The organism is Bradyrhizobium sp. LeoA1Lang (assembly GCF_055413685.1).
Genome location: NZ_JBVAPG010000143.1, coordinates 1 through 20,453, shown reverse-complemented (window position 1 = coordinate 20,453; position 20,453 = coordinate 1). Strand labels below are relative to the sequence as shown.

At 60.6% G+C, this 20,453-nt stretch carries 21 protein-coding genes and 3 pseudogenes; 23 read left to right on the top strand and 1 reads right to left on the bottom strand.

All coding sequences use genetic code 11. The annotated features are described in order from the left end of the window. Nucleotides 1-131 precede the first annotated feature (131 nt). From ACZYOF_RS33515 to ACZYOF_RS33420, 20 genes and pseudogenes are all read left to right on the top strand, one after another. Nucleotides 132-905 carry an ABC transporter ATP-binding protein gene (locus ACZYOF_RS33515; RefSeq protein ID WP_463718459.1) on the top strand — a complete coding sequence of 258 codons (774 nt, stop codon included), beginning with the start codon at nucleotides 132-134 and terminating at the stop codon, nucleotides 903-905. Then, entirely contained in the window at nucleotides 902-1,792 is an 891-nt protein-coding gene (locus ACZYOF_RS33510) for an ABC transporter permease (protein ID WP_463718458.1), read from the top strand. Before ACZYOF_RS33515 ends, ACZYOF_RS33510 begins: the two co-directional genes overlap by 4 nt. A gap of 14 nt (nucleotides 1,793-1,806) precedes the next feature. Then, nucleotides 1,807-2,619 (top strand): ABC transporter permease, encoded by an 813-nt coding sequence (locus ACZYOF_RS33505; RefSeq protein ID WP_463718457.1) that lies wholly within the window; start codon nucleotides 1,807-1,809, stop codon nucleotides 2,617-2,619. 11 nt (nucleotides 2,620-2,630) lie between these two features. After that, nucleotides 2,631-3,758, top strand: coding sequence for an ABC transporter substrate-binding protein (locus ACZYOF_RS33500; protein ID WP_463718456.1), 1,128 nt, complete (start codon nucleotides 2,631-2,633; stop codon nucleotides 3,756-3,758). Next, nucleotides 3,755-4,693, top strand: a complete 939-nt coding sequence (locus tag ACZYOF_RS33495; protein WP_463718455.1) for an arginase family protein — start codon at nucleotides 3,755-3,757, stop codon at nucleotides 4,691-4,693. The genes ACZYOF_RS33500 and ACZYOF_RS33495 overlap by 4 nt, the downstream gene beginning before the upstream one ends. Nucleotides 4,694-4,701: 8 nt before the next feature. Beyond that, entirely contained in the window at nucleotides 4,702-6,150 is a 1,449-nt protein-coding gene (locus ACZYOF_RS33490) for an SfnB family sulfur acquisition oxidoreductase (protein ID WP_463718454.1), read from the top strand. Then, nucleotides 6,032-6,661, top strand: coding sequence for a M24 family metallopeptidase (locus ACZYOF_RS33485; protein ID WP_463718460.1), 630 nt, complete (start codon nucleotides 6,032-6,034; stop codon nucleotides 6,659-6,661). Before ACZYOF_RS33490 ends, ACZYOF_RS33485 begins: the two co-directional genes overlap by 119 nt. Nucleotides 6,662-6,670: 9 nt before the next feature. After that, nucleotides 6,671-7,841, top strand: a pseudogene (locus ACZYOF_RS33480) (ABC transporter ATP-binding protein). Next, entirely contained in the window at nucleotides 7,739-8,848 is a 1,110-nt protein-coding gene (locus ACZYOF_RS33475; protein WP_463718453.1) for an ABC transporter substrate-binding protein, read from the top strand. The pseudogene ACZYOF_RS33480 and the gene ACZYOF_RS33475 overlap by 103 nt, the downstream one beginning before the upstream one ends. Before the next feature lie 95 nt (nucleotides 8,849-8,943). Continuing rightward, the gene (locus ACZYOF_RS33470; protein ID WP_463718452.1) at nucleotides 8,944-9,270 is read left to right on the top strand and encodes a hypothetical protein; all 327 of its coding nucleotides are present in this window, start codon (nucleotides 8,944-8,946) and stop codon (nucleotides 9,268-9,270) included. 11 nt (nucleotides 9,271-9,281) lie between these two features. Further along, the gene (locus ACZYOF_RS33465; protein ID WP_463718451.1) at nucleotides 9,282-10,598 is read left to right on the top strand and encodes an ABC transporter permease subunit; all 1,317 of its coding nucleotides are present in this window, start codon (nucleotides 9,282-9,284) and stop codon (nucleotides 10,596-10,598) included. A 772-nt stretch (nucleotides 10,599-11,370) separates the two neighbouring features. Then, a complete protein-coding gene (locus ACZYOF_RS33460; RefSeq protein WP_463718450.1) occupies nucleotides 11,371-12,324 on the top strand; it encodes an ABC transporter permease in 954 nt (317 codons plus the stop codon). Then, complete coding sequence (locus ACZYOF_RS33455) at nucleotides 12,321-13,049, top strand: ABC transporter ATP-binding protein (RefSeq protein WP_463718449.1); 729 nt, start codon at nucleotides 12,321-12,323, stop codon at nucleotides 13,047-13,049. The genes ACZYOF_RS33460 and ACZYOF_RS33455 overlap by 4 nt, the downstream gene beginning before the upstream one ends. A gap of 143 nt (nucleotides 13,050-13,192) precedes the next feature. After that, nucleotides 13,193-14,146 carry an ABC transporter substrate-binding protein gene (locus ACZYOF_RS33450; protein WP_463718448.1) on the top strand — a complete coding sequence of 318 codons (954 nt, stop codon included), beginning with the start codon at nucleotides 13,193-13,195 and terminating at the stop codon, nucleotides 14,144-14,146. 31 nt (nucleotides 14,147-14,177) lie between these two features. Continuing rightward, nucleotides 14,178-14,603, top strand: a complete 426-nt coding sequence (locus ACZYOF_RS33445; RefSeq protein WP_463718447.1) for an OsmC family protein — start codon at nucleotides 14,178-14,180, stop codon at nucleotides 14,601-14,603. Nucleotides 14,604-14,606: 3 nt separating this feature from the next. Then, nucleotides 14,607-15,938 (top strand): LLM class flavin-dependent oxidoreductase, encoded by a 1,332-nt coding sequence (locus tag ACZYOF_RS33440; RefSeq protein WP_463718446.1) that lies wholly within the window; start codon nucleotides 14,607-14,609, stop codon nucleotides 15,936-15,938. 692 nt (nucleotides 15,939-16,630) lie between these two features. After that, complete coding sequence (locus ACZYOF_RS33435) at nucleotides 16,631-16,903, top strand: hypothetical protein (protein WP_463718445.1); 273 nt, start codon at nucleotides 16,631-16,633, stop codon at nucleotides 16,901-16,903. Between the two features lie 68 nt (nucleotides 16,904-16,971). After that, nucleotides 16,972-17,553 carry an ATP dependent DNA ligase gene (locus ACZYOF_RS33430; RefSeq protein WP_463718444.1) on the top strand — a complete coding sequence of 194 codons (582 nt, stop codon included), beginning with the start codon at nucleotides 16,972-16,974 and terminating at the stop codon, nucleotides 17,551-17,553. Between the two features lie 44 nt (nucleotides 17,554-17,597). Further along, nucleotides 17,598-17,759 (top strand): DUF2934 domain-containing protein, encoded by a 162-nt coding sequence (locus tag ACZYOF_RS33425; RefSeq protein WP_463693097.1) that lies wholly within the window; start codon nucleotides 17,598-17,600, stop codon nucleotides 17,757-17,759. Beyond that, nucleotides 17,756-17,962: a hypothetical protein gene (locus tag ACZYOF_RS33420; RefSeq protein ID WP_463718443.1), complete on the top strand. Its 207-nt coding sequence runs from the start codon at nucleotides 17,756-17,758 to the stop codon at nucleotides 17,960-17,962. Before ACZYOF_RS33425 ends, ACZYOF_RS33420 begins: the two co-directional genes overlap by 4 nt. Before the next feature lie 169 nt (nucleotides 17,963-18,131). Here ACZYOF_RS33420 and ACZYOF_RS33415 read toward each other — a convergent pair. Continuing rightward, a pseudogene (locus ACZYOF_RS33415) lies at nucleotides 18,132-18,361 on the bottom strand (DUF2285 domain-containing protein). A 535-nt stretch (nucleotides 18,362-18,896) separates the two neighbouring features. On the opposite strand from ACZYOF_RS33415, the gene ACZYOF_RS33410 reads away from it, so the two are divergent. The 3 genes and pseudogenes from ACZYOF_RS33410 (at nucleotide 18,897) to ACZYOF_RS33400 (ending at nucleotide 20,389) form a co-directional block, all read left to right on the top strand. Beyond that, entirely contained in the window at nucleotides 18,897-19,301 is a 405-nt protein-coding gene (locus ACZYOF_RS33410; RefSeq protein ID WP_463718442.1) for a hypothetical protein, read from the top strand. A gap of 15 nt (nucleotides 19,302-19,316) precedes the next feature. After that, nucleotides 19,317-19,512, top strand: a pseudogene (locus ACZYOF_RS33405) (recombinase family protein); the annotation flags it as partial. 10 nt (nucleotides 19,513-19,522) lie between these two features. Next, nucleotides 19,523-20,389, top strand: a complete 867-nt coding sequence (locus ACZYOF_RS33400) for an MFS transporter (protein WP_463718441.1) — start codon at nucleotides 19,523-19,525, stop codon at nucleotides 20,387-20,389. Nucleotides 20,390-20,453: the final 64 nt, after the last annotated feature.

Genomic DNA, 20,453 nt, shown 5'->3' with positions numbered 1-20,453 from the left:
AGGACTTTCTTCGCAATGCCCACCTCGATATCCCAGCGGCCGTCGAGGCGCTGCGCCAATACTGGATGCCGATCCGCTACGCACGCGCCCGCTGATCACTGCGGACGTGGGAGCTCTTACCGCTTACGGTAATGGAGCTCCTGCAAATTGAAGGGTTGGGCAACCGCCTTCCAATGCATCTTTCCGGCGGGCAGCAGCAACGCGTCGCGTTGGCACGCGCACTCTCCTTCGAGCCAGATCTGTTGTTGCTTGACGAGCCGATGAGTGCGCTCGACGCGTCCTTGCGGCGCGACTTACAAGCTGAACTTGTTCGGCTTCATCGGCAGGTGGGGACAACTTTCATCCATGTCACGCACGACCAGCAGGAAGCGCTCGCCCTGTCCGACCGCATCGTCGTTCTGAATCGAGGCCGGGCCGAGCAGATTGGTTCGCCCCGCACGATCTACGATCGCCCGGCCAGCCGTTTTGTCGCGAGCTTTCTCGGCAAGAATAATTTGCTGAAAGCGATTGCGCTCGTCGGGGCCGACGGCCGGATCCAGTTTCACTGGCACGGCCACAAGATTGCGGCGAGGCCTGGAGCGGTACCGCCGACTACCGGTCCCTGCGTTCTTGCGGTTCGTCCCGAATACATCACCCTTGACGCGGTTCGAGGTGGAGCATCGCATTCCGACGATCGAATTCGCGGGAAGGTCATCAGCCGGACGTTTCTGGGATCGTCGACCGACATTGTCGTTGCTGTCGGCGATGACACCTTGTCGGTCACGTTGCCTGCGACCGCCGCATCGCCCACAGCGGCCGGCGAAGACGTTTGGCTGGCCTTCGACAGTGAACGATGCTGGTGTTTGCCTAACGGCGATGCGAGCCCGTCCCAGTTCGCCGCGATTTCGTCGGAGCTGGCGGCATGAGTCCTGAGCTCACGGTACTGAGGGGGCTGCCACGCTCCTACCTTCCGGTTGCATCCGTGCGCGATCGGTCCATCCAAGATTGGATGCTGGTGGGCTCCGCTTGTGTGTTCGTGGTGGCTTACCTCGTTCCGTTGGCGGGAGTGGTTGGCTTGAGCTTTCTGGTGCCGAAGCCGGGATTTGGAAATTACCTGGCTGTCCTTGTGAACCCAACGGTTCGTTCGGTCGTCGGAAACACTCTTTGGATCAGCTGCCTGACTGTCGGCATTACGCTGCTCCTGGCATACGTGAGCGCTTACGGGTTGGTACAGGCCAGTCCGGCGGCGCGAAAACTCATGCTTACCAGTGTGCTGCTGCCATTATGGATCTCCGTGCTGGTCCGAAACTATGCATGGATAGCCCTACTTGCGCCCGGCGGAATCGCGAACAGCATCCTGCTGCACTGGGGCTGGCTGGAGCACCCCTTGTCGCTGGTGCGCAATACGTTCGGCGTCGTGCTGGGCATGGTGCACTACATGTTGCCTTACGCGATCCTGCCGATCTACGCCCAGATGGCGCAGATCGAGGGGGCTCTGCCGGGCGTGGCGCGGTCGCTGGGTGCAAGTCGCCTCCAAGCTTTCGTTCACGTCTTCTTGCCGCTATCGCGGCCCGGTCTGGCAGCCGCGGCGTTCATTACCTCGATCATGTCGCTGGGCTTCTATTTGACGCCCGCCATTCTTGGCGGTGGCAAGACCGTCATGGTGGCGGAATTCATATCCGTCCAGGTGACGGAAACGCTGCGCTGGGACATCGCAACGACTCTGAGCACATTGCTCCTCCTCGTCACTGGCGGGCTGGTATGGCGGTTTAGCTACCTGCTAGACCTCGTCACGGCCAAGCCGAAGACATGAGCGCGCGCTCTCCCGTGATCGCGGTTCCGTTCGGGCCCGCGCGGTACGTGGCCCTTCTGGTGGCGACATTCCTCGTGCTGCCGCTGGTCGCGATCGTGCCGATGTCGTTCAGCGCCACGCGCTTCCTGTCGCTACCGCACAATGGCTTGTCCACGCTGCACTATCAGCGCCTGTTCGACGATCCGACGTGGCGCGATAGCCTGCTGCACGGCCTCGGCATTGCGTTTCCGGCTGCAAGCCTTGCCGTCCTGCTCAGTCTCGCATTCTGCCTCGGTGCATGGCAGCGACAGGGCGGGGCAGTTCGCTTCCTGCGGGTACTGATGCTCGGACCACTGATCGTGCCCGGGATCGTTCACGCCGTTGCCTACCATCGCGCCCTGTCGATCCTGGGGCTGTTCGACAGCTTCACGGGAACGATACTCGTTCACGCGATCAAGGGCCTGCCGTTTGCCATACTCTCGATTTCCGCCGCGTTGTCCTCGGTGAATCCGGCAACGTTGCAACTCGCCCGCAGCTTTGGGGCTTCGCCGATACAAGCGCTCCTGAAAGGGCTGTTGCCGCAGATTCGCTACGGAATTGCGGCGGGCTTTGTGCTCGCGTTTGTTACCTCCTGGGACGAGATCGTTGTGACGCTGTTCATCACGAGCCGCAACGTGAACACCTTGCCGAAGCAAATCTGGCAGAGTCTCTTTCTGAATCTCGACCCCATCGTTGCGGCGTTGGGCACTCTGGCGTTGGTCGTAGCATTGCTGGTGCTTTTAGCCCTGTCGCTACGCCGCGCCCGCGCTCTTGCGGTTGCCGGATGCCAAGAGGACCGCTTGAATTGAAAGGAGATGTGATGCCTGATTTTTCGCAAGATACCGGTTATATGCAGAACCTCGAACGGTCGCTCCGGACGGCGACACAGGGCAAGACCGTCCATCGCCGCCACTTCCTGCAGCTCTTGTCAGCACTGGGCGTCGGTGCAGGCTCGCTGACCGTCTCATCTTCTGCGAATGCGCAGCAGAACGAGCTTGTGGTTGCCAATTGGGGTGGCGACGCGCTGCCCGCCCATCGCGACATCCTCGCGGCGGAGTTCGTCAAGCGCTATCCGGGCAGCCGTGTCGCATTTGACACGACGGGCCCCACGCCTGGAAAGATCAAGGCAATGGTCGAGGCGGGCAATATTGCCTGGGACGTGGCCGACCGAAACCTCCTGTCCGCGCTTGAGCTCGGTCGGCAAGGCCTGCTGGAAAAAGTCGATGAATCCATTGTGGACCTCAACGCGGTGCCAAGCCAGTTTCGCACCGAATGGGGCATTGGCTCCTACTTCTTCTCTTTCGTCATCACGTACGATAGCGCGCAGTTTGGTGCGGCACCGCCGCGAACCTGGAAGGATTTTTGGGACATCCAGAATTTCAAGGGAAAGCGTGCGTTGCGCAACAATGTCGAGGGTGTTCTGGAGTCGGCGCTGCTGGCGGACGGCGTTGAACGGGACAAGCTGTACCCGCTGGACGTCGATCGCGGACTGGAGAAGGTACGTGCGATTAAGAAGGCCACGATCTTCTACAGCAATACGTCCGAGGCCCAGCAGTTGCTCCGATCGGGAGAGGTATCGGTTGGCAGCCTCTGGAATACACGTGCGCAAGGCGTGAAAGAGGACACGAAGGGACGGGTCAATTATCACTTCAATGAAGGCATACTCCTGATCGCCGCCTGGAACGTTCTGAAGGGAACGAAGAACGCCAAGGATGCCTGGCGATGGGTGGCGTTATCGCAAGATCCGGCACTTCAGGTGGCGCTGCTCACCAGGCTGGGCTGGGGCCCGATCAATCCGGCTGCTAACAAGCTTGTGCCAACTGAACTGCAGGAGCAAAACCCCGGTTCGCCTGAAAACCTCGCGCGTCAGGTGGCAGTTGATGCCGAATGGTACGCTCGAAACTATTTCGAGGTTCAGAACCGGTACCTGGACGCGCTTGCGTCATGAGCTTGGCCGACGACGTTCCAATTGACGCCGCAGCGCCGCTCACCTTCATGGGCGCGCCCTTCGTCGCTCGCGTACCGCCGCAATCTCGAGCCGTCGTCGGCGGGCTTCCGTTCGATGCCGGCCAACACGCCTCGCGCCTGGGCTCGCGGCTTGGACCCAGGAGCGTTCGTGAACAGTCGATCCAGTTGCGCGCGGTAGATCCCGACACCGATTGTGACGTCCTAGCAGCGCTCCGACTGGTTGACGTCGGGGACGCGCGCGTGCGGCACGGCGACCTCGACGCCTCTCAGGGCGCCATCGCCGATTTCGCCGGCATTCTCGTCAACACGAATGCGGTTCCAGTGATGATCGGCGGGGACGGCAGCGTCACGCTGCCTCTGCTCCGCGCGGTGTCACGTCGCTATTCTGAGCTCGCGGTCGTGCATTTGGATGCACACACCGATGCCTATCCGCTGACTGGAAATATTGGACCGGCAGCCTTCCATCGGGCCGTTGAGGCAGGGCTGCTTGACCCGACGGCATCGTTCCATATCGGGCTGCGCGGTCCGGTCTCCTCAAAAGGGCTTTATGCGCATGCTCGCCAACTTGGCTATCAGCTCATAACGATCGCGGAGCTTCTGGATCGCGGCATCACGGCGGTATTGGACGAAGTGATCCTTCGGCTCGCCGAGCGACCCGTCTATATTTGCTGGGATATGGATTTCTTCGATCCGTCGGCGGCGCCTGGCGTCATCACACCCAGTTGGGATGGCGTGACTGTGCGTGAGGGCTTGCAGATAGTACGGCGGCTCCGCCGCCTGAACATCGTCGCGATCGACATCAATTGCGTCAGCCCGCCCCACGACGCCGCAGGTCTCGCCGGGTTTCTCTGCGCTCACGTGATCTTTGAGTTTCTCGTCGGCCTAGCCACGTCGCACAGGCCGCTTGAAAGGTAACAGTCGTCATGAACATAGCGCCTCCCATCACGCACCTGGATCGAGCATCCTCGCACGCTGCGGCTCGTATAATTCGCACGTCTGAGGAAGCACTTGCGGTCGCGCGAGAGCTTGCTACGGCATTGGCCGCCGGCGCGTCCGAGCGCGACAGTCAGCGCCGCCTGCCGCACGAGGAAGTCAGGCAGATAGTACAAAGTGGATTGTGGGGCATCGGCATCCGACCCGAGTTCGGAGGCGCGGGGGGTTCGTTCGAGACCATCATCGAGGTCGTGGCGACGATTTCGGAGGCCGATCCATCGATTGGGCAGCTTCCGCAGAACAACTACCTGTTGCTCGAGAACCTGCATCGCATTGGCACTGACGAGCAGAAACGTTTCTTCTTTGCTGAAGTGCTGAGCGGTAAAGTGATCGGCAATGCGTTCGCCGAAGCCGGCGGAAGGGACGTGCATGATATCCGCGGCCGCATCAGCCGAGCGGCCACGGGCCTCAGACTGAACGCCCATAAGGTCTATTGCACCAATGCGTTGTTCGCGGACTGGATCCCCATCTCCGCCGTCGACGATGATGGCAACGTCGTTTATGCATACGTGGAGCGCGATGCTATCGGGTTATCGGTCGTCGACGACTGGAACGGGTTCGGACAACGAACGTCGGCAAGCGGCACGGTGATTGCTGATGACGTTGAGGTCAATCCCGCGCATGTCGTCGAGCGCCACAAATCGTTTTCCCGGCCGAGCTTGAGCGGTCCGTTTGCCCAGCTCCTGCATGCTGCGATCGACCTTGGAATTGCGCGCGCCTCGTTTGCGGAGGCGGTGCAGCTTGCGCGCGCAGCTTCGCGCCCCTGGATTGATAGTGGAGTGGAACGTCCACAAGATGATCCCCATACGATCGCATCGCTCGGTGATCTCCAAATCCGTGTGCACTCCGCCAGCGCGATGGTTGAACGGGCCGCTCGCATCATGGATGCGGTGCGAGACGATCATGACGAGGCGGACGTTGCGCGCGCCTCGGTGGCGGTCGCCGAGGGAAAGGTGCTGGCAAACGATACGGCGCTGTTCGCGTCATCGAAGCTGTTCGAGTTTGGTGGCGCGAGCAGTGCTCGCACCAGCCTCAACCTCGATCGGCACTGGCGCAACGCCCGCACGCATACGCTGCACGACCCGGTCCGGTGGAAATATCATCCAGCGCGGCAAGTTGGTGGACGCAGCGTTTGCCAAGGATGCCAAATTGGAGGATGCGTCCGAGCTGATCTCGGCTCTGCGCCTCATCAAGTCTCCCGCCGAGCTTGTCTATGTTCGCGAGGCCGGCCGCATTGCCGATCAGGCATGGCGGAACGGACTGGCCAAGTGCGTACCCGGAAATTCCGAGTCCGACATCCTGGCCGAACTTTACGGCACGGTTCTCAAGGCTGGAGGCGATCCGGCGGCGGGACGTTTCGTCTGTGGGGCCGGCGATAACGCGCTGCAGTGCCGCTATTTTACCGGTAAGGGGACGATCGGCGAGATCGACCAGGTGACGGTAGAGTTCGCAGCAGCCTATCGTCACTACCATGTGGTCCTCATGCGAACGGCATTGGTCGGGCAGGCGAGCGCCACGCAACGTCGCATGCATGCTGCGGCGGTTGAGGCTCTCGCCGCCTGCCAGCAGCGCCTGAAGCGGGGATTTACCTTCGGTGATTTGTTCGATGCTCACGCCGAGGTGCTCGATCGCCACGGGTTCCAGCATGCGAGACTCAACGCGTGCGGTTATAGCCTCGGAACGTCCTATCCGCCAACTTGGATGGAGTGGCCGATGGCCTATGCGGGCAATCCAGTGCCCATCGCGCCCGGAATGGTCATCTTCCTGCACATGATCCTCCTCGACAGCGAAGCTCGTCTTGCGATGAGCCTTGGGGAGACGTTCATCGTGACTGACGAAGCACCCGAGCGTCTTTCGGCGCTCGATCATTCCCTTCCACTCATGAGGTGAGAGACCGATATGAGCACGGTCAAGGGGCAAAGCGTGGAGGTTCGATCGCTGAGTAAGACCTATGGCCCGACGGTCGCGCTCGATGATCTGTCCCTCACCGTGCAGGCAGGTGAGTTTCTTGCAATTCTTGGTCCGAGCGGATCGGGGAAGTCGACCGCTCTCATGACGATCGCCGGCTGCAGACCGCGGCCAGATCCTGATCGGCGGACATGCCATCGACCGTGTGCCAGCCCACCGACGCGGCATCGGCATGGTGTTTCAACGCTACGCGCTGTTCCCCCACCTCACCGTCGCGGAGAATCTTGCCTATTCGTTGCGGCGACGGGGCTGTTCGGACCAGGAGATCCGGCAGCGGGTCGCGACGGCGCTTGATCTTGTCAAGCTGACTGGCCTTGGTGCGCGATCGATTGGCGAACTATCCGGCGGCCAACAGCAGCGCGTCGCGATCGCGCGGGCGACGATCTCCAATCCGACGGTGCTTCTGATGGATGAGCCGATGAGCGCGTTGGACAGAAAGCTGCGGCAGCACATGCAACTCGAGCTCAAGCTGCTTCAGAGAGAGCTCGGAACCACCGTTATTCTCGTTACCCATGATCAGGAAGAAGCGATGTCGATGGCAGATCGGATCGCGCTGCTGGATCAAGGCCGGCTTCGCCAAGTGGGTACGCCGGCAGCTCTCTATCACCAACCGGCCGATGCATTTGTCGCGGACTTCATCGGCCGCACGAATATCCTGCCGCTCGCCAGCAGCAGTCTGCGCGTCGTCGGATTTGCGACGGGCCTGGCACATGCGCTTGCGACGGATAGTCCGAGAACCGGAGCAAGGGCCGGAGTTCGCCCGGAAGACGTCCTCCTTTGCCTCGAACATGAGGGCGGCGAAGCCTGCCGTATCATCGAGACAGCGTTCAGCGGATCGACCCAAACAGTGTTGGTGGAGGCGGCCGGACACCGGCTGATTGGCCGAACAGCCAGCGCGAGAGCGCGCCTGGCGTCCGGGCGACGTGGCCGTTCTACGCTTCCGCCCGGGCAGCATTCGTCTATTCGACCAAACCCCCGTCGCAAATCAGGAGAAGTCCCATGCCGCTTAAGCTCAACCGACGGACATTTCTTGGCGGCGCAGCGCTGGCCGGCGGCGCGAGATTCACCTTTCCAGCGCTGGCCATTGCGGGGTCAATACTAAAAGGCAGCGGCTCCGTCGTTGTCCATGACGGCGGCGGGGCCATGGGTATCGCTCAACTCAAGGCCTACTCTGAACCCTTTGAAGCGGAAACCGGAATTAAGGTCATTCATCAGCCAGGCGTGGCGTCCGGCGTGCAGTTGGCGGCAGTCTTGGCAGGGGCTCCCAAGCACGACGTCTCTCTGCTCTCCGGCGGCGCGATCGCCAACTTCGAGAAGGACAAGCTGCTGCTTCCCATCGACTACGATCTCTGGGCGAGCAAGGACCGGGAGGGCTATGACGTCGTTGCTGCCGAGAAGAACTACGCGCCGGCGATGATCTACTCGATGCTGATTGCGTATGAAGCCGAAAAGTTCGGTCGCAAGACTCCCTCGAGTTGGGCAGATCTATGGAACTCTCGGGATTTCCCCGGAAGGCGGACACTCGCCGCCGGGACCAATGCCGCAGATGGCGGGACTTATGAGATTGCGCTGCTGGCCGATGGTGTTCCACCCGAAAAGCTTTATCCGCTGGACTGGATGCGTGCTTTTCGGAGCCTCGACAATCTGCGAAGCAATGTCGTCAAATGGTGGGCCAGCGGAGCCGAATCGGTGCAGCTCCAGGTCGACCAACAGGCAACGGTTGGAAGCGCCTGGAATGGGCGCATCGACGGCGCAAATGATCAAGGAGCAAAGATCGGCAAGAGCTGGAATCAGGGCATTTTGCAATGGGCGGCCTGGGCTGTTCCAACGGGAGCCGTGAATGTTGAGAACGCGCAGAAATACATCGCCTATATGAGCCGTCCGGAGCCTCAGGCGAGATTCTCGGAGCTCATCACCTATGGACCCACCAACGCTCGAGCGTTCCAACACCTCTCGAAAGAGCGGGCAGAGTTAATGCCTACGGCGCCCGGCTTCAAAGAGCGACAGATTGTCCAGGACTATGCCTTCTGGAATGCGGTGGATTCCACGGGAGAAACAGGCCTGCGACGCGCCATCGTTGAGTGGGAACGGTGGATTGCCGGAGGCTAGGATAATCAAGCTCTCCGACGGGCGAAGCGGGCGGGCGGGCGGGATAGCTCTCTATTTGCCGGGGTTTGCTTCTGATTGCTGGCTACGCCGCGCCAATGGCCATCGTAGTCTGGATGAGCCTGCGGCATCAGGGACATTGGAGCATTCAAGCCTACACCGAGATCATTCACACGCCCGTCTTGTTGGGAATTTTCCTCAAGACCCTATGGATGGCGTTTTCCGTCACCGGGCTTTGTGCGTTGCTGGGATATCCCTATGCCTATTTCGTAGCGACCCGGATCCGCCGCTATGCCGTTCCGATCATGATGCTGGTGGCGATTCCCTATCTGACCAGCATCCTGATCCGTTCCTATAGCTGGATCGCGATTCTTGGCAGCTCCGGCATTGCGAACCGCCTCCTCATTTCATTGCCGTCGGCCTGACAAGCGAACCGTTGCCTCTGGTCTTCAGCAGCTTTGGCAGCTATGTCGGCATGGTCCACATCCTTCTGCCGATGATGATCCTGCCGCTCTACGGCGCCTTGCGGAGATTTGATCCGGCGCTGATCAAGGCCGCGCAGAGTCTTGGCGGCGGCCCGGCGACCGTCTTCTGGACGGTCATTTTTCCGCTGTCGCTTCCGGCACTAGCGGCCGGATGTGCGCTGGTCTTTCTATGCGCCCTTGGATTTTACATCACGCCAGCCATGCTTGGAGCCCCTGGCGACTATATGGTGGCCCAGGCTATTGACGTCCGCGTCTCGACATTGGCGGATTTCGATTTCGCAGCCGCCCTGGCTTGCATACTGTTTTTCGGGGTGAGCGCATTCCTGGTCGTGTTTCGCCGGAACATTGTCGCTCTGGGAGCTGTCGAGCACGATCGATGGCGGTCCGGAGAAGGAGGACTGCGCAGTAGCGCCTGGTATCGGCGATTGGGTATCGGCCAGGCGGCGCGAGCCCTTCTTACCTTGTTCGACGCAATAGCTTTTGTGGCCAATCCTTGTCTCTTCATCCTCTTCATCTTGGTACTGCTGTTCCTGCTGGCGCCGATGATCGTCGTCGTCATGATCGCGTTCAGCAATGCACCCTATCTCATGTTTCCACCTCCGGGCCTTTCTACACGCTGGTTTAAGTCACTGCTCGCCGATCAGCGCTGGCGCGACGCAGCACTCTTCAGCTTCAGCATGGCTGCACTTTCCGCTTCCACCGCATTGCTGGTGGGGACAGCTTATAGTGTCTTTCTAATCAGAGGTGCCTTCCGTGCACGCAGGGTCATGTGGCTGGCCGCGATTGTCCCGATGATCCTGCCCCAAATCGTGCTTGGGATCGGGTTGTTCTTCCTCACTGTTGCATTCAAGCTCAACGGCACAATCGCTGGTTTCTGGCTGGGCTTTACGGTTCTGGGATTTCCCTACGTGGTCATTATCATGACGGCCGCCTTGCAAAATAGCGACATGGATGTCGAGCGAGCGGCAGTGGGTTTGGGGGCCACGCCGATGACAGCATTCCTGACAGTTACGCTGCCACTTCTCGTTTCCGGCCTGTCCAGCGCCTTCCTCTTCGCCTTCCTCACCGGGTTCGATGATCTCGTCTTGAGTATGTTCTTGAGCTCACCATCCAAAACTCCACTCGCAATGTTGATGTGGCAGGATATTCACCTGGAAATCAGCCCAAAGACAGCCGTGGTCGGCGCTCTCCAATTGGCTGTGTTGTTGGCGGCATCGATGCTTGCGGTCTTCCTGAGGACATCCGAACGCTCGATAGAAAAGTTCTGAATGGTCCTCTCACGCGTGTTTGTGTCGATGCTGTGTAGCCATCGCCATGGGGCCGTCGAATATGATTGCGCGGGACTGGATCGGCAAATCGCTGGTCGGCCTGCCGCTTGAGTTGTGCTACGACGGGGGAGAGTAGATGTTCCAGCGTGTCTTGGAGGTAGAGCGCCGATATCGAGGCGTTCTGCTCGAAATGGGGGATGCCCATACAATGCCAAGAGGTCGGCAGACGCCGTCTCCCTCCACTCGAAGGCCGTGCTTGCAGCCTATTTGCATCGCCTGTCGGCAAACGGCGGGCCTGCTTCGGCGCTTGGCGCGAGTTGCCGATCTTCGTCCTGGAAGAATTGCGTCCGTCCCCGGATTACGGGTCCAGCATTGGGCTCCTTGCTCGGGCAGGGCAAGGCCTGAATACGCTCCCTCGAAACCTGTCTCGCAATTATGAAACCGCTCACGCCGGGCGCCTGTGCGTGCGCTCTGAAACATTGGCGCAAATGCCGCGGCTTTAAATTGGGACTGAGTTGTTAAGGCCGAAAAGGCCAAAGAGCTAAGACATCTCCCCGCGGGGAGTTTACGACGCCGGATATTGTGTATTTTCGTCGTGGGGCGACGAAGCATCCCGCAACCACGCTTGAGAAACGCACGCTCTTGGGCGTCTTGAAAAGACATTCTGCAAAGGCCTGAGTACGGTAGAACGGCCTTGATGTCGAAGGCCGAAAAATGAACTTTGCTACCATCGAATTGCGTGCCGTAGTTTGCGAAGGTGGCGCCGTCTCAGGTGGGACGGAGCAAGTTCGATTTCATGACGGATGCGTCGCTACTTTCCGGGCCCGCCGATGCAACAGCGGCACCTGCGGCCGGTATCACGGGACCATTCCCCCGTACCGGCGAGCCTGTGGTGACGGTGGTCGCCGACGTTGCGCGTCCGTCGGAGGTTGCCGGATCGCGCGCGCGTAGCCTGACATGGCGCTCATTCGTTCTGCCCTGGCTGCTACCGTTGGGCCTGCTCCTCGTCTGGCAATTCCTCTCGGCGATGGGGATCGTGTCCACGGCGATCGTGCCGGCTCCGTCCGATGTTTGGGAAGCTGCGCGGCAGCTTTCCGAGCGTGGCGAATTGCAGCACGACATCCTCGTCAGCCTTCGCCGGGTTGCGATCGGCTTCAGCACTGGCGCCTTCGGTGGGCTGCTCTTCGGCCTGGCCGTGGGGCTGTTCGAGCCGGCGCATGATCTCTTCGATCGATCCCTACAGATGATCCGGACCATTCCGCACCTGGCGTTGGTGCCGCTGATGATCCTCTGGTTCGGCATAGGTGAAGAGCCGCGGCTCATTCTTGTCGCGATGGGTTCGCTCTTCCCGGTCTACATTAACACGGTTGGAGGTATCCGCAATGTCGATCCAAAACTGATCGAACTCGGAAAATCCTACGGCCTTGGCCGCGCCGAGCTGGTCTGGTCCATCATTCTGCCGGCGGCGCTCCAGCCGATCCTGGTCGGCATGCGCTATGCGCTTGGCGTGGCCTGGCTCACTCTCGTCGTCGGTGAAACGATCGCGTCGCGCGATGGGGTCGGATACCTCGTGCAGAATGCCCGTGAGCTGCTGCGCATCGATATTATCGTGCTGGCCATCATTCTTTACGCCATCGCAGGTTGGCTTTCGGATTTGATCACGCGGCTGATTGAGCGGCGCCTCCTGCGTTGGCATCCGAACTATGTGGATCGGGTGAAGGCATGAGCGGAGCCAGCGTCAGCCTGAGTTCGGTCGGTAAATCGTTCGCCGGCCGCACGGTTCTTGATGACGTCGATCTCGACATCGCCGCCGGCCAGTTCGTCGCGATCATCGGGCCAAGTGGAGCCGGCAAGTCGACGCTCCTGCGCCTCGTGGCCGGGCTGGATGCGCCCTCCCGTGGCCGCATCGAACTCCGCGCGAACGGCCACAAGGCCGACGTGCGACTGATGTTCCAGGAGGATCGTCTGCTGCCGTGGCGGACCGTGATCGGCAATGTCCTGCTGGGGCTCAAGGGCAGGCGGGACGACGCGAAGCGCATCCTTGGCGCAGTCGGATTGCAGGGGCGCGAAAGTGAATTTCCGGTCGGGTTGTCGGGCGGCCAGCGCCAGCGCGTGGCTTTGGCGAGGGCGCTGATCCACGAGCCAGATTTGTTGCTGCTCGACGAGCCGTTCGGGGCGCTCGACGCCATCACCCGGGCTGCGATGCAGTTGCTGCTGGAACAGTTGCTCGTCGCGCGGCCCCGCACCGTCGTGCTGGTCACGCACGACGTCGAGGAGGCATTGCTGCTCTCAGATCGCGTGCTCTTGGTCAAGGACGGCGGCATCGCGCGCGATCTGATCTTCAATCAGCCGCGTCCCCGGCATCGCGGCGATCCGGTGCTGGCGACGCTGAAGGAGGAGCTGCTCGACGGTCTGCTGACGGTCGAGCGCGACCTGGCAGCCGTTGCATAAGAAACGAAAGGATGACGATATGATCTCTGAGGGCTCGATGGACGGTCGCACGGGCATCTCGCGACGAAAAGTGTTGTCGGGAGGCGCGGGACTTGCCGCGGCCTCGGCATTGGGTGGAATGCCACGCGCAAAGGCGGCCGCCTGTGCTGCCGCAACTGACTGTGGCGGTCATCGGAGACGGCCGTACCGGTGTCTGGGCATCGTTGCGAGCAGGCGTGGGTGGCAGCAATCTCGAGCAGGAGCTCGGCACAAAAATCGTCTGGCAACCGGGATTTACGGCATCGCTTCCGGTGATGGAGGCGATCAAGGCCGGCTCCGTCGACTTCACCTTTGCAACCGCAACCGCGGTCGTGAACGCCGTCCCGGCGCGTGTTCCGATCGTGCCGCTCGCGGCCTATCCATTGCCGGCCGACGAGGTTGATTTTCTGGTACAGGCCAATTCTTCGATCAAGACCGCGGCCGATCTGAAGGGCAAGAAGATCGCCCATCAGAACGGAACGACGGGGACCTACAGCCTGATCAAATATCTAGAGACGGCCGGCCTCGGATTGTCTGATGTCGCGGCCGTCAGCCTGAGCGGAGCGGATGCGTTCACGGCATTCGCGCAAGGCAGTATCGACGGCTGGATTCACTGGCAACCGGCGAGGGCGCTCGCGCTGACAAAGCTCGGCGGTAAGGCCCGTCTGCTGTCCGACGTGAAGACCTACGACTATGCCTTCTACGTGGCGCGGAGTGAGGTCGCGGTGAAGTACCCGCAGCTCTTCGCCAGGTTCGTGAAGATCATCCGGGAGGCCCAGGCGTATATCTTCGCGCATCCGGCCGAATCCGTCGCGCTCTGGGCATCGCAGGGTGGCTTTCCGCCAAACGGGACCGAACAGGCCGTTTACGAAAAGCTTGTCCGCGATGCCAGGTTGTCTGAGTCAACCGCGGTCGCGCTGAAGCCGATCGATGAGGCGGCGGCAGCATCGACCCAGGATCTCGCCGATAATTTCCACGCGCTCGGTGCGCTCCCGAACAAGGTCGACGTCCGATCATTCCTGCTTGGCACGCAGTTCGATGCCGCTAAGAAGGCCGTCGCGCTCCAGCTCGGCGCATGAGCGGCCAATCCGATCATTTGAGAGAAACATCATGAACGCTCAAGCCGGCGAGACGGTGTCGATCACCTCTGCCACCATCGGCCAGTTCGGCCGCTATTTGCTCAGCGCAGGGACGAACCATTTTATCTCCGATCAGCGTCTGGCGGTCGGCGGCCCCGGCGAGGCGATCACAGCCGGTGAATTGCTGCTGTCGTCTCTCGGCAGTTGCTTGCTCGGCCTCATCCAGAAGACGGCGAAAGAACGCGGGATCGTCCTGCGTGAGGCCGGATCCGAGGTCTCGTTCCGGCGACACGCCACCGATCCGACGCAATACGAATGGATTCGCATCACGGTGCGCCTCTCCGGCGTGACGGCGGGCGAGGCTGAAACACTGGTGGCCGGCTTCACGGCCAACTGCCCGATCTACAACACGCTGAAACGTGGCGGTCCCGTCGAGATCTCATGGACTGTGAGCTGACCGATGCCTGACAAGAAACTGCACCTTGCCGCCTTTGTCTCCGCAGGTCCGGTCTCTGGCAGCCATGCCGGATGGCGCCATCCCGAAGCGGATGGCGACCTGCTGTCCGCCGCCTACTATCAGAATATCGGCCGGCTGCTGGAGCAGGGGCGCTTCGATCTTCTTTTCATTGCTGACATCCTCGCGATCCCGGACACGCTAGGCGGCCGCCTGGACAGCCAGCTTCGTTACGGCGCGTTGGGCGCGCTGCGGCTTGATCCGCTGGTGGTGCTCTCGATCATCGCGGGTGCGACGAAGCATCTCGGTCTCGGCGCCACCATTTCGACGACCTACGCCCAACCCTACGTACTGGCGCGGGCGCTCGCGACGCTCGACCATCTCAGCGGCGGCCGCGCCGCCTGGAACATCGTCACCTCGTTCCAGGAGGCGGAGGCGCGCAATTTCGGCCTGACCGAGCAGCTTTCGCGCGAGGAGCGCTATGAGCGCGCCGACGAGTTTCTCGAGGTCGTGACCAAGCTGTGGAATTCGTGGGAGGACGGTGCGCTCGTCCGGGATCGTCACGCCCCGCTGTTCGCCGACCCTGCGCGGGTGCACCGGATCAATCATTCCGGCAAATGGTTCAACGTGCAAGGCCCACTCAATGTCAGTCGGCCGCCGCAGGGGCGCCCGGTCTTCATCCAGGCCGGCGCTTCGGATCGTGGCCGCGATTTCGCAGCCCGATGGGCCGAAATCATCTTCGTGACGCCAGGATTAGTCGACGCCGCGGTCGAATTCCGCAAAGATCTGCGCGCCCGCGCCGTGCGTTTCGGTCGCGATCCAGACACGCTCAAGGTGCTGCCCGGCATCGTCCCGGTGATCGCCAACACGGAGAAGCAGGCCAACGCGCTACATGACGAACTCCACGAATTGTCGCATCCGGAGTCCGGTCTCTCGACCTTGTCTTATCATCTCGGCGTCGATCTCTCGCGCTTCCCGCAGGATCAGGTCCTGCCTGAAAATCTCGACGTTCCCGGCGTCGAAGGGCACTACCGCGAGGTCTCCGAACTGACGCGGCGGTCGGGCTTGAGCCTCGCCGAGCTAGGGCAGCGCTACGGCGCGGGAAGAACCACCAGCGGCTTTGCCGGCACGCCCGGCATGGTCGCCGGCCGCATGCAGGAGTGGTTCGAGGCCGGCGCCTGCGACGGCTTTATGTTGCAGGTCCCGTATCTTCCAGGCGGGTTGGAGGACTTAGTTCACGGCCTCGTACCGGAGCTGCAACGTCGCGGCCTGTTCCGTACCGAGTACGACGGCTCGACTTTACGCGACTCGCTCGGCTTGGCCCGCCCGCCAGGTTGAACGTTAATCTTCAAACAGCTTGGCATGCTTGGCGATTTTGGTGTTCGCGTCGGGAAGTTGGAACCATTCAGATCGGACATGTCAGGAGTTTGGCGCGAATGGCTACCCGGTGGGACAAGCGTTCGCAGAAAACGACTATGCCCTGCATGCTCTGAATCGAATAGCAATTTCAATCACATAGGGTTTTATAATTTGTGCTGAGTGGCGCGCCGCTCGGAAGTGCCAGCAAACCCTAGTTTTGCTTTTCGTTTCCTAGCATGTTGGCCCTGCGCGGCCAGCTTCGGGATCTCCCGTTCAATCAATTGCAGAGTCAGCCCGGCATCCCGCCGCCCCTGACAAACAAGAGAAGTCCAGCAGCGTATCTTCGGCAGCCGTGATCGCGCTTGCCGATCAAGCTACAATCTGACCAGGACGCTCAATAACGGTTAGCCAGTTTCGCCGTCGTCTCGCCGACGAGAGTCACCCGGCCAGCAGAGCCCCGCCGTCGGCAGCGGCCTGGTTTTGCCCTGCCGCTTTTCGTACCGGGGGGCGAGGTCGAGCAGTCGCCGCTTGATGAACGGGTCGGCTTTGTCCGCCAAGTCGCGGAGCAAATTCGATCGCTGTTTGTTAAATTCATCGTCCAACATGATTATCACCCGTAAAACCTCGTTATACTGGCTCGTCATTGTTCTGTGTTAGTTTTCGAGTTGCGTATGGTTAAGCGCGCCAAATCCCGCATGCCGGCCGCGTCCACGGCGATGCCCGGATTCATCAAGCCCCAGCTGGCCACGCTGCGCACCAGAGCGCCGAAGGGCGACTACCTCCACGAGATCAAATACGACGGCTATCGCGATCAGCTCCACCTCAACCATCGCAAGGGCATAGCCTACACGCGCAATGGTCTTGACTGGACCAAGCGGTTCTCGGTGATTGTCGGGGCCTTTGACATTCCTGGCCAGGCGATCGTCGACGGGGGGGGGGGGTAGTCATCCACGAAGGGCGGACCAACTTCTCCGAGCTGCAGGCTGAGCTCGCCAGCGGCGACCAGGATCGTTTGCTGTACTACGCCTTTGACCTTCTCTGGCTGGACGGCCAGGACCTGCGTAAAACGCAACAGGTTGAGCGGAAGGCGCTGCTCAAGAAGCTGTTCGATACGCACGCGCTGGAGGCGCCGGTTCTCTATAGCGAACATCTGGAGGGCGACGGACAGGAGCTGTTCGAGCACGCCGCCAGGCTCAGCTACGAGGGCATCGTCTCCAAGCGAGCAGATGCGCCGTACCGCTCCGACAGGAACGAAGCCTGGCTGAAAATTAAAACCGTCCAGCGCGGGAAATTCCCCGTGGTCGGGTTTATCAAGGACCCCTCGGGTATCGCCGCGCTCTACCTCGGAAAAAAGGAAGGCAAAGACCTCGTTTACATGGGCAAGGGCGGCACCGGCTGGAATCGAACGACCTCAAGCCAGATCCGCAAGTCGCTCGATACGGTGGTCAGCCCCAAGGCCAAGCTCACCAAGCCTATTCGCAAACCGAAGGCAACCTGGGTTGAGCCGAAGTTCTTTGCCGATATTGAGTACCGAGACATCACCTCGGAAGGCTTGCTTCGGGCAAGCTCGTTCAAGGGCCTGTCGAAGAAGTAGGAACGCGTGAGGTCCCCCATCCGTTGAAGGTCAGGAGATGTGCAATGAACAGACGGATTGACGAAGAAGTAGCGGCGCGTGCGTACCAGCTCTGGGAGCAGGCCGGTATGCCGAAAGGACGGGACGAGGAATTTTGGCGTCTAGCCGAGCAGGAACTGCGCAACGAGGACAAGTCCTCACCGCTGCGAACGCCTGACACGCTGTGACTAATCCGAATTGCCCGATCTGCCACGGCCTGGGCTGGGTGTGTGAGAACCATCCGCATCTGGCCTGGACTGACGATCCGGCCGGCTGCCAGTGCGGCGCCGGCATGCGCTGCGAATGCAATCGGTCGGATGACATTGACACGGGGATTGAGGAGCCGGACTTTGGCGGCCTGCTCACCGAGGCGCCGACCGACGAGCGCTAGCGAAGCCAGCACCAAGTCACTCCAGCGGGGTTATTCAGCTGCTTTGTGATTCAGCGGGCAGAGCGGTTCTGGTTGCACCCGCAGCATCACGAGGAAGTCAAAGAAGGGCGTATTGCGCGGCGTCTAGTGCTGGGATGCCCTATGAAGGGCTCACGCTTGGCCGTGTTGCCTAGTTTGACACAGGCCAGCCGCGCTTTAGCAGCAGCTTATATCCCTGATTGCTCACCCACTTCGCCCTCGCAAGATGTGTTTCGTACGCCTGCCAGGCGCGCTTCGGCTCGTGCTCCGGATTGATATGCAGCACAATTTCTGCCACTTCGCGCCAATCAGCGCCTACAGAGTCGGCGTCGAGCATACGCATATACGTGACCGCATGTTCGCGTCATACGGCGTCAGAATAGCGTCCGCCGGCGCCTTGTCCGCGAAATCGGAATTATGCGGCTTCTCAGGCGGGTGGCCTTCCTGAACGAATTCACGTGCCGTTGTCGCACGCCCTCTGAGCCGATTGGTTTCCCTGCAACAAAGATAGCTAATAGCCGTCAGTCCATCAATCGTGTCGATCGGCGCCACGGAATGACCCCGTGATGTCAGCGGCTTAACGTGCCGATCGGCGTCGGGACCCTACGCCGATTCACTCCAGAAGGGACCACGAGCTCATTGCGCTTCAGAATGGCATTCTCTTCGTGGCAGACCCAAGAGGCCGGTTTCACTGTTCTCACCACCAATAGGGCGGATTTCGATCACATGTTGCAACCGATCTCTGCCGACCGCGTGCTGTTCTATCGACGATGAGGTTGCGAGGTAGGGCTGCGGGTTGCTTCCCGACTGGGTTCCCACGCGAGAGCGTTTCGTCAATTTCTAGAAATGATAGTCTCGCCGTCGGTGGCCGCACCATACCAACTTGTCTATAGTTGATGAATGCTCGGAGGTGACAATGACGATCGAGACGCTCACGATCCCAATCGTTCGAACAACCGCAAATGACGGAATTGCGCCTCTCGAGCTCGTCGAAGCGATGTCCACAGTTAGCGCTTCGCGCTCTACGCGTGAAGTCATCGCAGCCTACAAGGCGGCTGGCGTGACAAGCAATCTCATCCTTCCCCTTGTCGCTGACTGCCCGGTTAATCCCGTCACGCTGGGGCGGGCGATGCGCAAGGTCTGGAAGGCCGCTTTGAATGGGGTCGAAAAAGGTGACTCCGTACTGGTCGAACTCAGACCCAAAAAGGACACACGGGTTATCGAAATCATCGCAGGGCCTGCAGCGAAAGTATGCTCCGACGAGCCGAGTGAATATCGGGATGCCTTCAACTCGCGGGCGTCTCTTAAGACCCTTAAGTAGGCGCGATGCAGGTGAAAATTCGCTCTCACCAAGGCACAAGTACGCCTTCCCAGGCTGCGATGGCGCAACGGCGCAACGCGATACATCCGTCCCCGACCTCTGCTAGGAACTCGGAATCGAGCTCGTCACCATCGACCGCTATGTCAGCCCCAAGGGAGAGCTAAGAGATTACGGAAATCGAGTCCTCGGCTTGTTCGAGAAGAAACCTTGAAAACGGCCGTATGAAATCAAACAAATCTCTTTTGGCGATAATTTCGTTTCTTTCTTTCCTGTTTGTTGGGTTCGGCATCGTTTTACCATCGTGGGTGGCTTTTCATATTGGAGGATCACGACTGGTCGGGGTAGTCCTGATGTCATCAAGTTTGACAGCCATCGTTCTCGCGCCATTCACCGGACATGTCGTAGATCAGCGAGATCGGAGGCAAGTCGCCATGGCTGGCCAGGCCATCCGCGCAGGCGCACTGTTGCTCATCACCCCAGCGCCGTTTAGCGATGATATCGCCGGTGCAATCTTGCTGATGACAGCGAGCGGACTTGGCGCGCTCGGCTACGCCCTGCAGGATGGAGCGCTCTCCGGGCTGCTTCAAGCCGTTGTCCCTCCGAAGCAGCGCGTTGCGTTCGTCATGAGGTTATCGATCGCCCGGCAGATCGGGCTTGCCGCGGGAACGGGGATCGCGGGTCTTTCTATCGCCCGGTTTGGCAGCTCAACGAGTGCCGTTGGCTTCGCAGCTATGGCAGCCGCCTGCGTGGGTATAGTCTGGACGATCAAAACGACGGGCCGCGAAGCCAAGTCGTCTCAGCGCAAGGGCATTTTGGCTTCCTCCAGGGAAGCCCTGACGTATCTGGTCTCGAACCCAATCTGCCTCGTCGCGTCTGTCACTGTGGGCGTGTCCTTCGCCGTCATCAAAATCACCAATCTATTGCTTCCCGGCTTCGTTGTACGCGCGCTCAACGGTGACAGCAGCCTGTTTGGCACGCTCGAAATGGCGGCTGCCATCGGCGGAACAGCAGCAGTCGCTGTCGCAGGGGATGTCCCGGGTTCTGTTGAATTACTGAAGAGGTCGGCGTTGCCCACCTTGAGCCGGTAGGCTCGGGGTGCTGATTCCACAAAGGAGAGCAACGCCATGACGAGAGATATCACACCGGCTGGTT

Excerpts from the sequence above, each read along its gene's own strand:
- ACZYOF_RS33470 (WP_463718452.1), top strand. The coding sequence starts at position 8,944 with ATGGCCATCGTAGTCTGGATGAGCCTGCGGCATCAGGGACATTGGAGC.
- ACZYOF_RS33445 (WP_463718447.1), top strand. The coding sequence starts at position 14,178 with ATGAACGCTCAAGCCGGCGAGACGGTGTCGATCACCTCTGCCACCATC.
- ACZYOF_RS33490 (WP_463718454.1), top strand. The coding sequence starts at position 4,702 with ATGAACATAGCGCCTCCCATCACGCACCTGGATCGAGCATCCTCGCAC.
- ACZYOF_RS33495 (WP_463718455.1), top strand. The coding sequence starts at position 3,755 with ATGAGCTTGGCCGACGACGTTCCAATTGACGCCGCAGCGCCGCTCACC.
- ACZYOF_RS33435 (WP_463718445.1), top strand. The coding sequence starts at position 16,631 with ATGGTTAAGCGCGCCAAATCCCGCATGCCGGCCGCGTCCACGGCGATG.
- ACZYOF_RS33425 (WP_463693097.1), top strand. The coding sequence starts at position 17,598 with ATGAACAGACGGATTGACGAAGAAGTAGCGGCGCGTGCGTACCAGCTC.
- ACZYOF_RS33455 (WP_463718449.1), top strand. The coding sequence starts at position 12,321 with ATGAGCGGAGCCAGCGTCAGCCTGAGTTCGGTCGGTAAATCGTTCGCC.
- ACZYOF_RS33440 (WP_463718446.1), top strand. The coding sequence starts at position 14,607 with ATGCCTGACAAGAAACTGCACCTTGCCGCCTTTGTCTCCGCAGGTCCG.
- ACZYOF_RS33400 (WP_463718441.1), top strand. The coding sequence starts at position 19,523 with ATGAAATCAAACAAATCTCTTTTGGCGATAATTTCGTTTCTTTCTTTC.
- ACZYOF_RS33510 (WP_463718458.1), top strand. The coding sequence starts at position 902 with ATGAGTCCTGAGCTCACGGTACTGAGGGGGCTGCCACGCTCCTACCTT.
- ACZYOF_RS33410 (WP_463718442.1), top strand. The coding sequence starts at position 18,897 with ATGACGATCGAGACGCTCACGATCCCAATCGTTCGAACAACCGCAAAT.
- ACZYOF_RS33515 (WP_463718459.1), top strand. The coding sequence starts at position 132 with ATGGAGCTCCTGCAAATTGAAGGGTTGGGCAACCGCCTTCCAATGCAT.
- ACZYOF_RS33500 (WP_463718456.1), top strand. The coding sequence starts at position 2,631 with ATGCCTGATTTTTCGCAAGATACCGGTTATATGCAGAACCTCGAACGG.
- ACZYOF_RS33475 (WP_463718453.1), top strand. The coding sequence starts at position 7,739 with ATGCCGCTTAAGCTCAACCGACGGACATTTCTTGGCGGCGCAGCGCTG.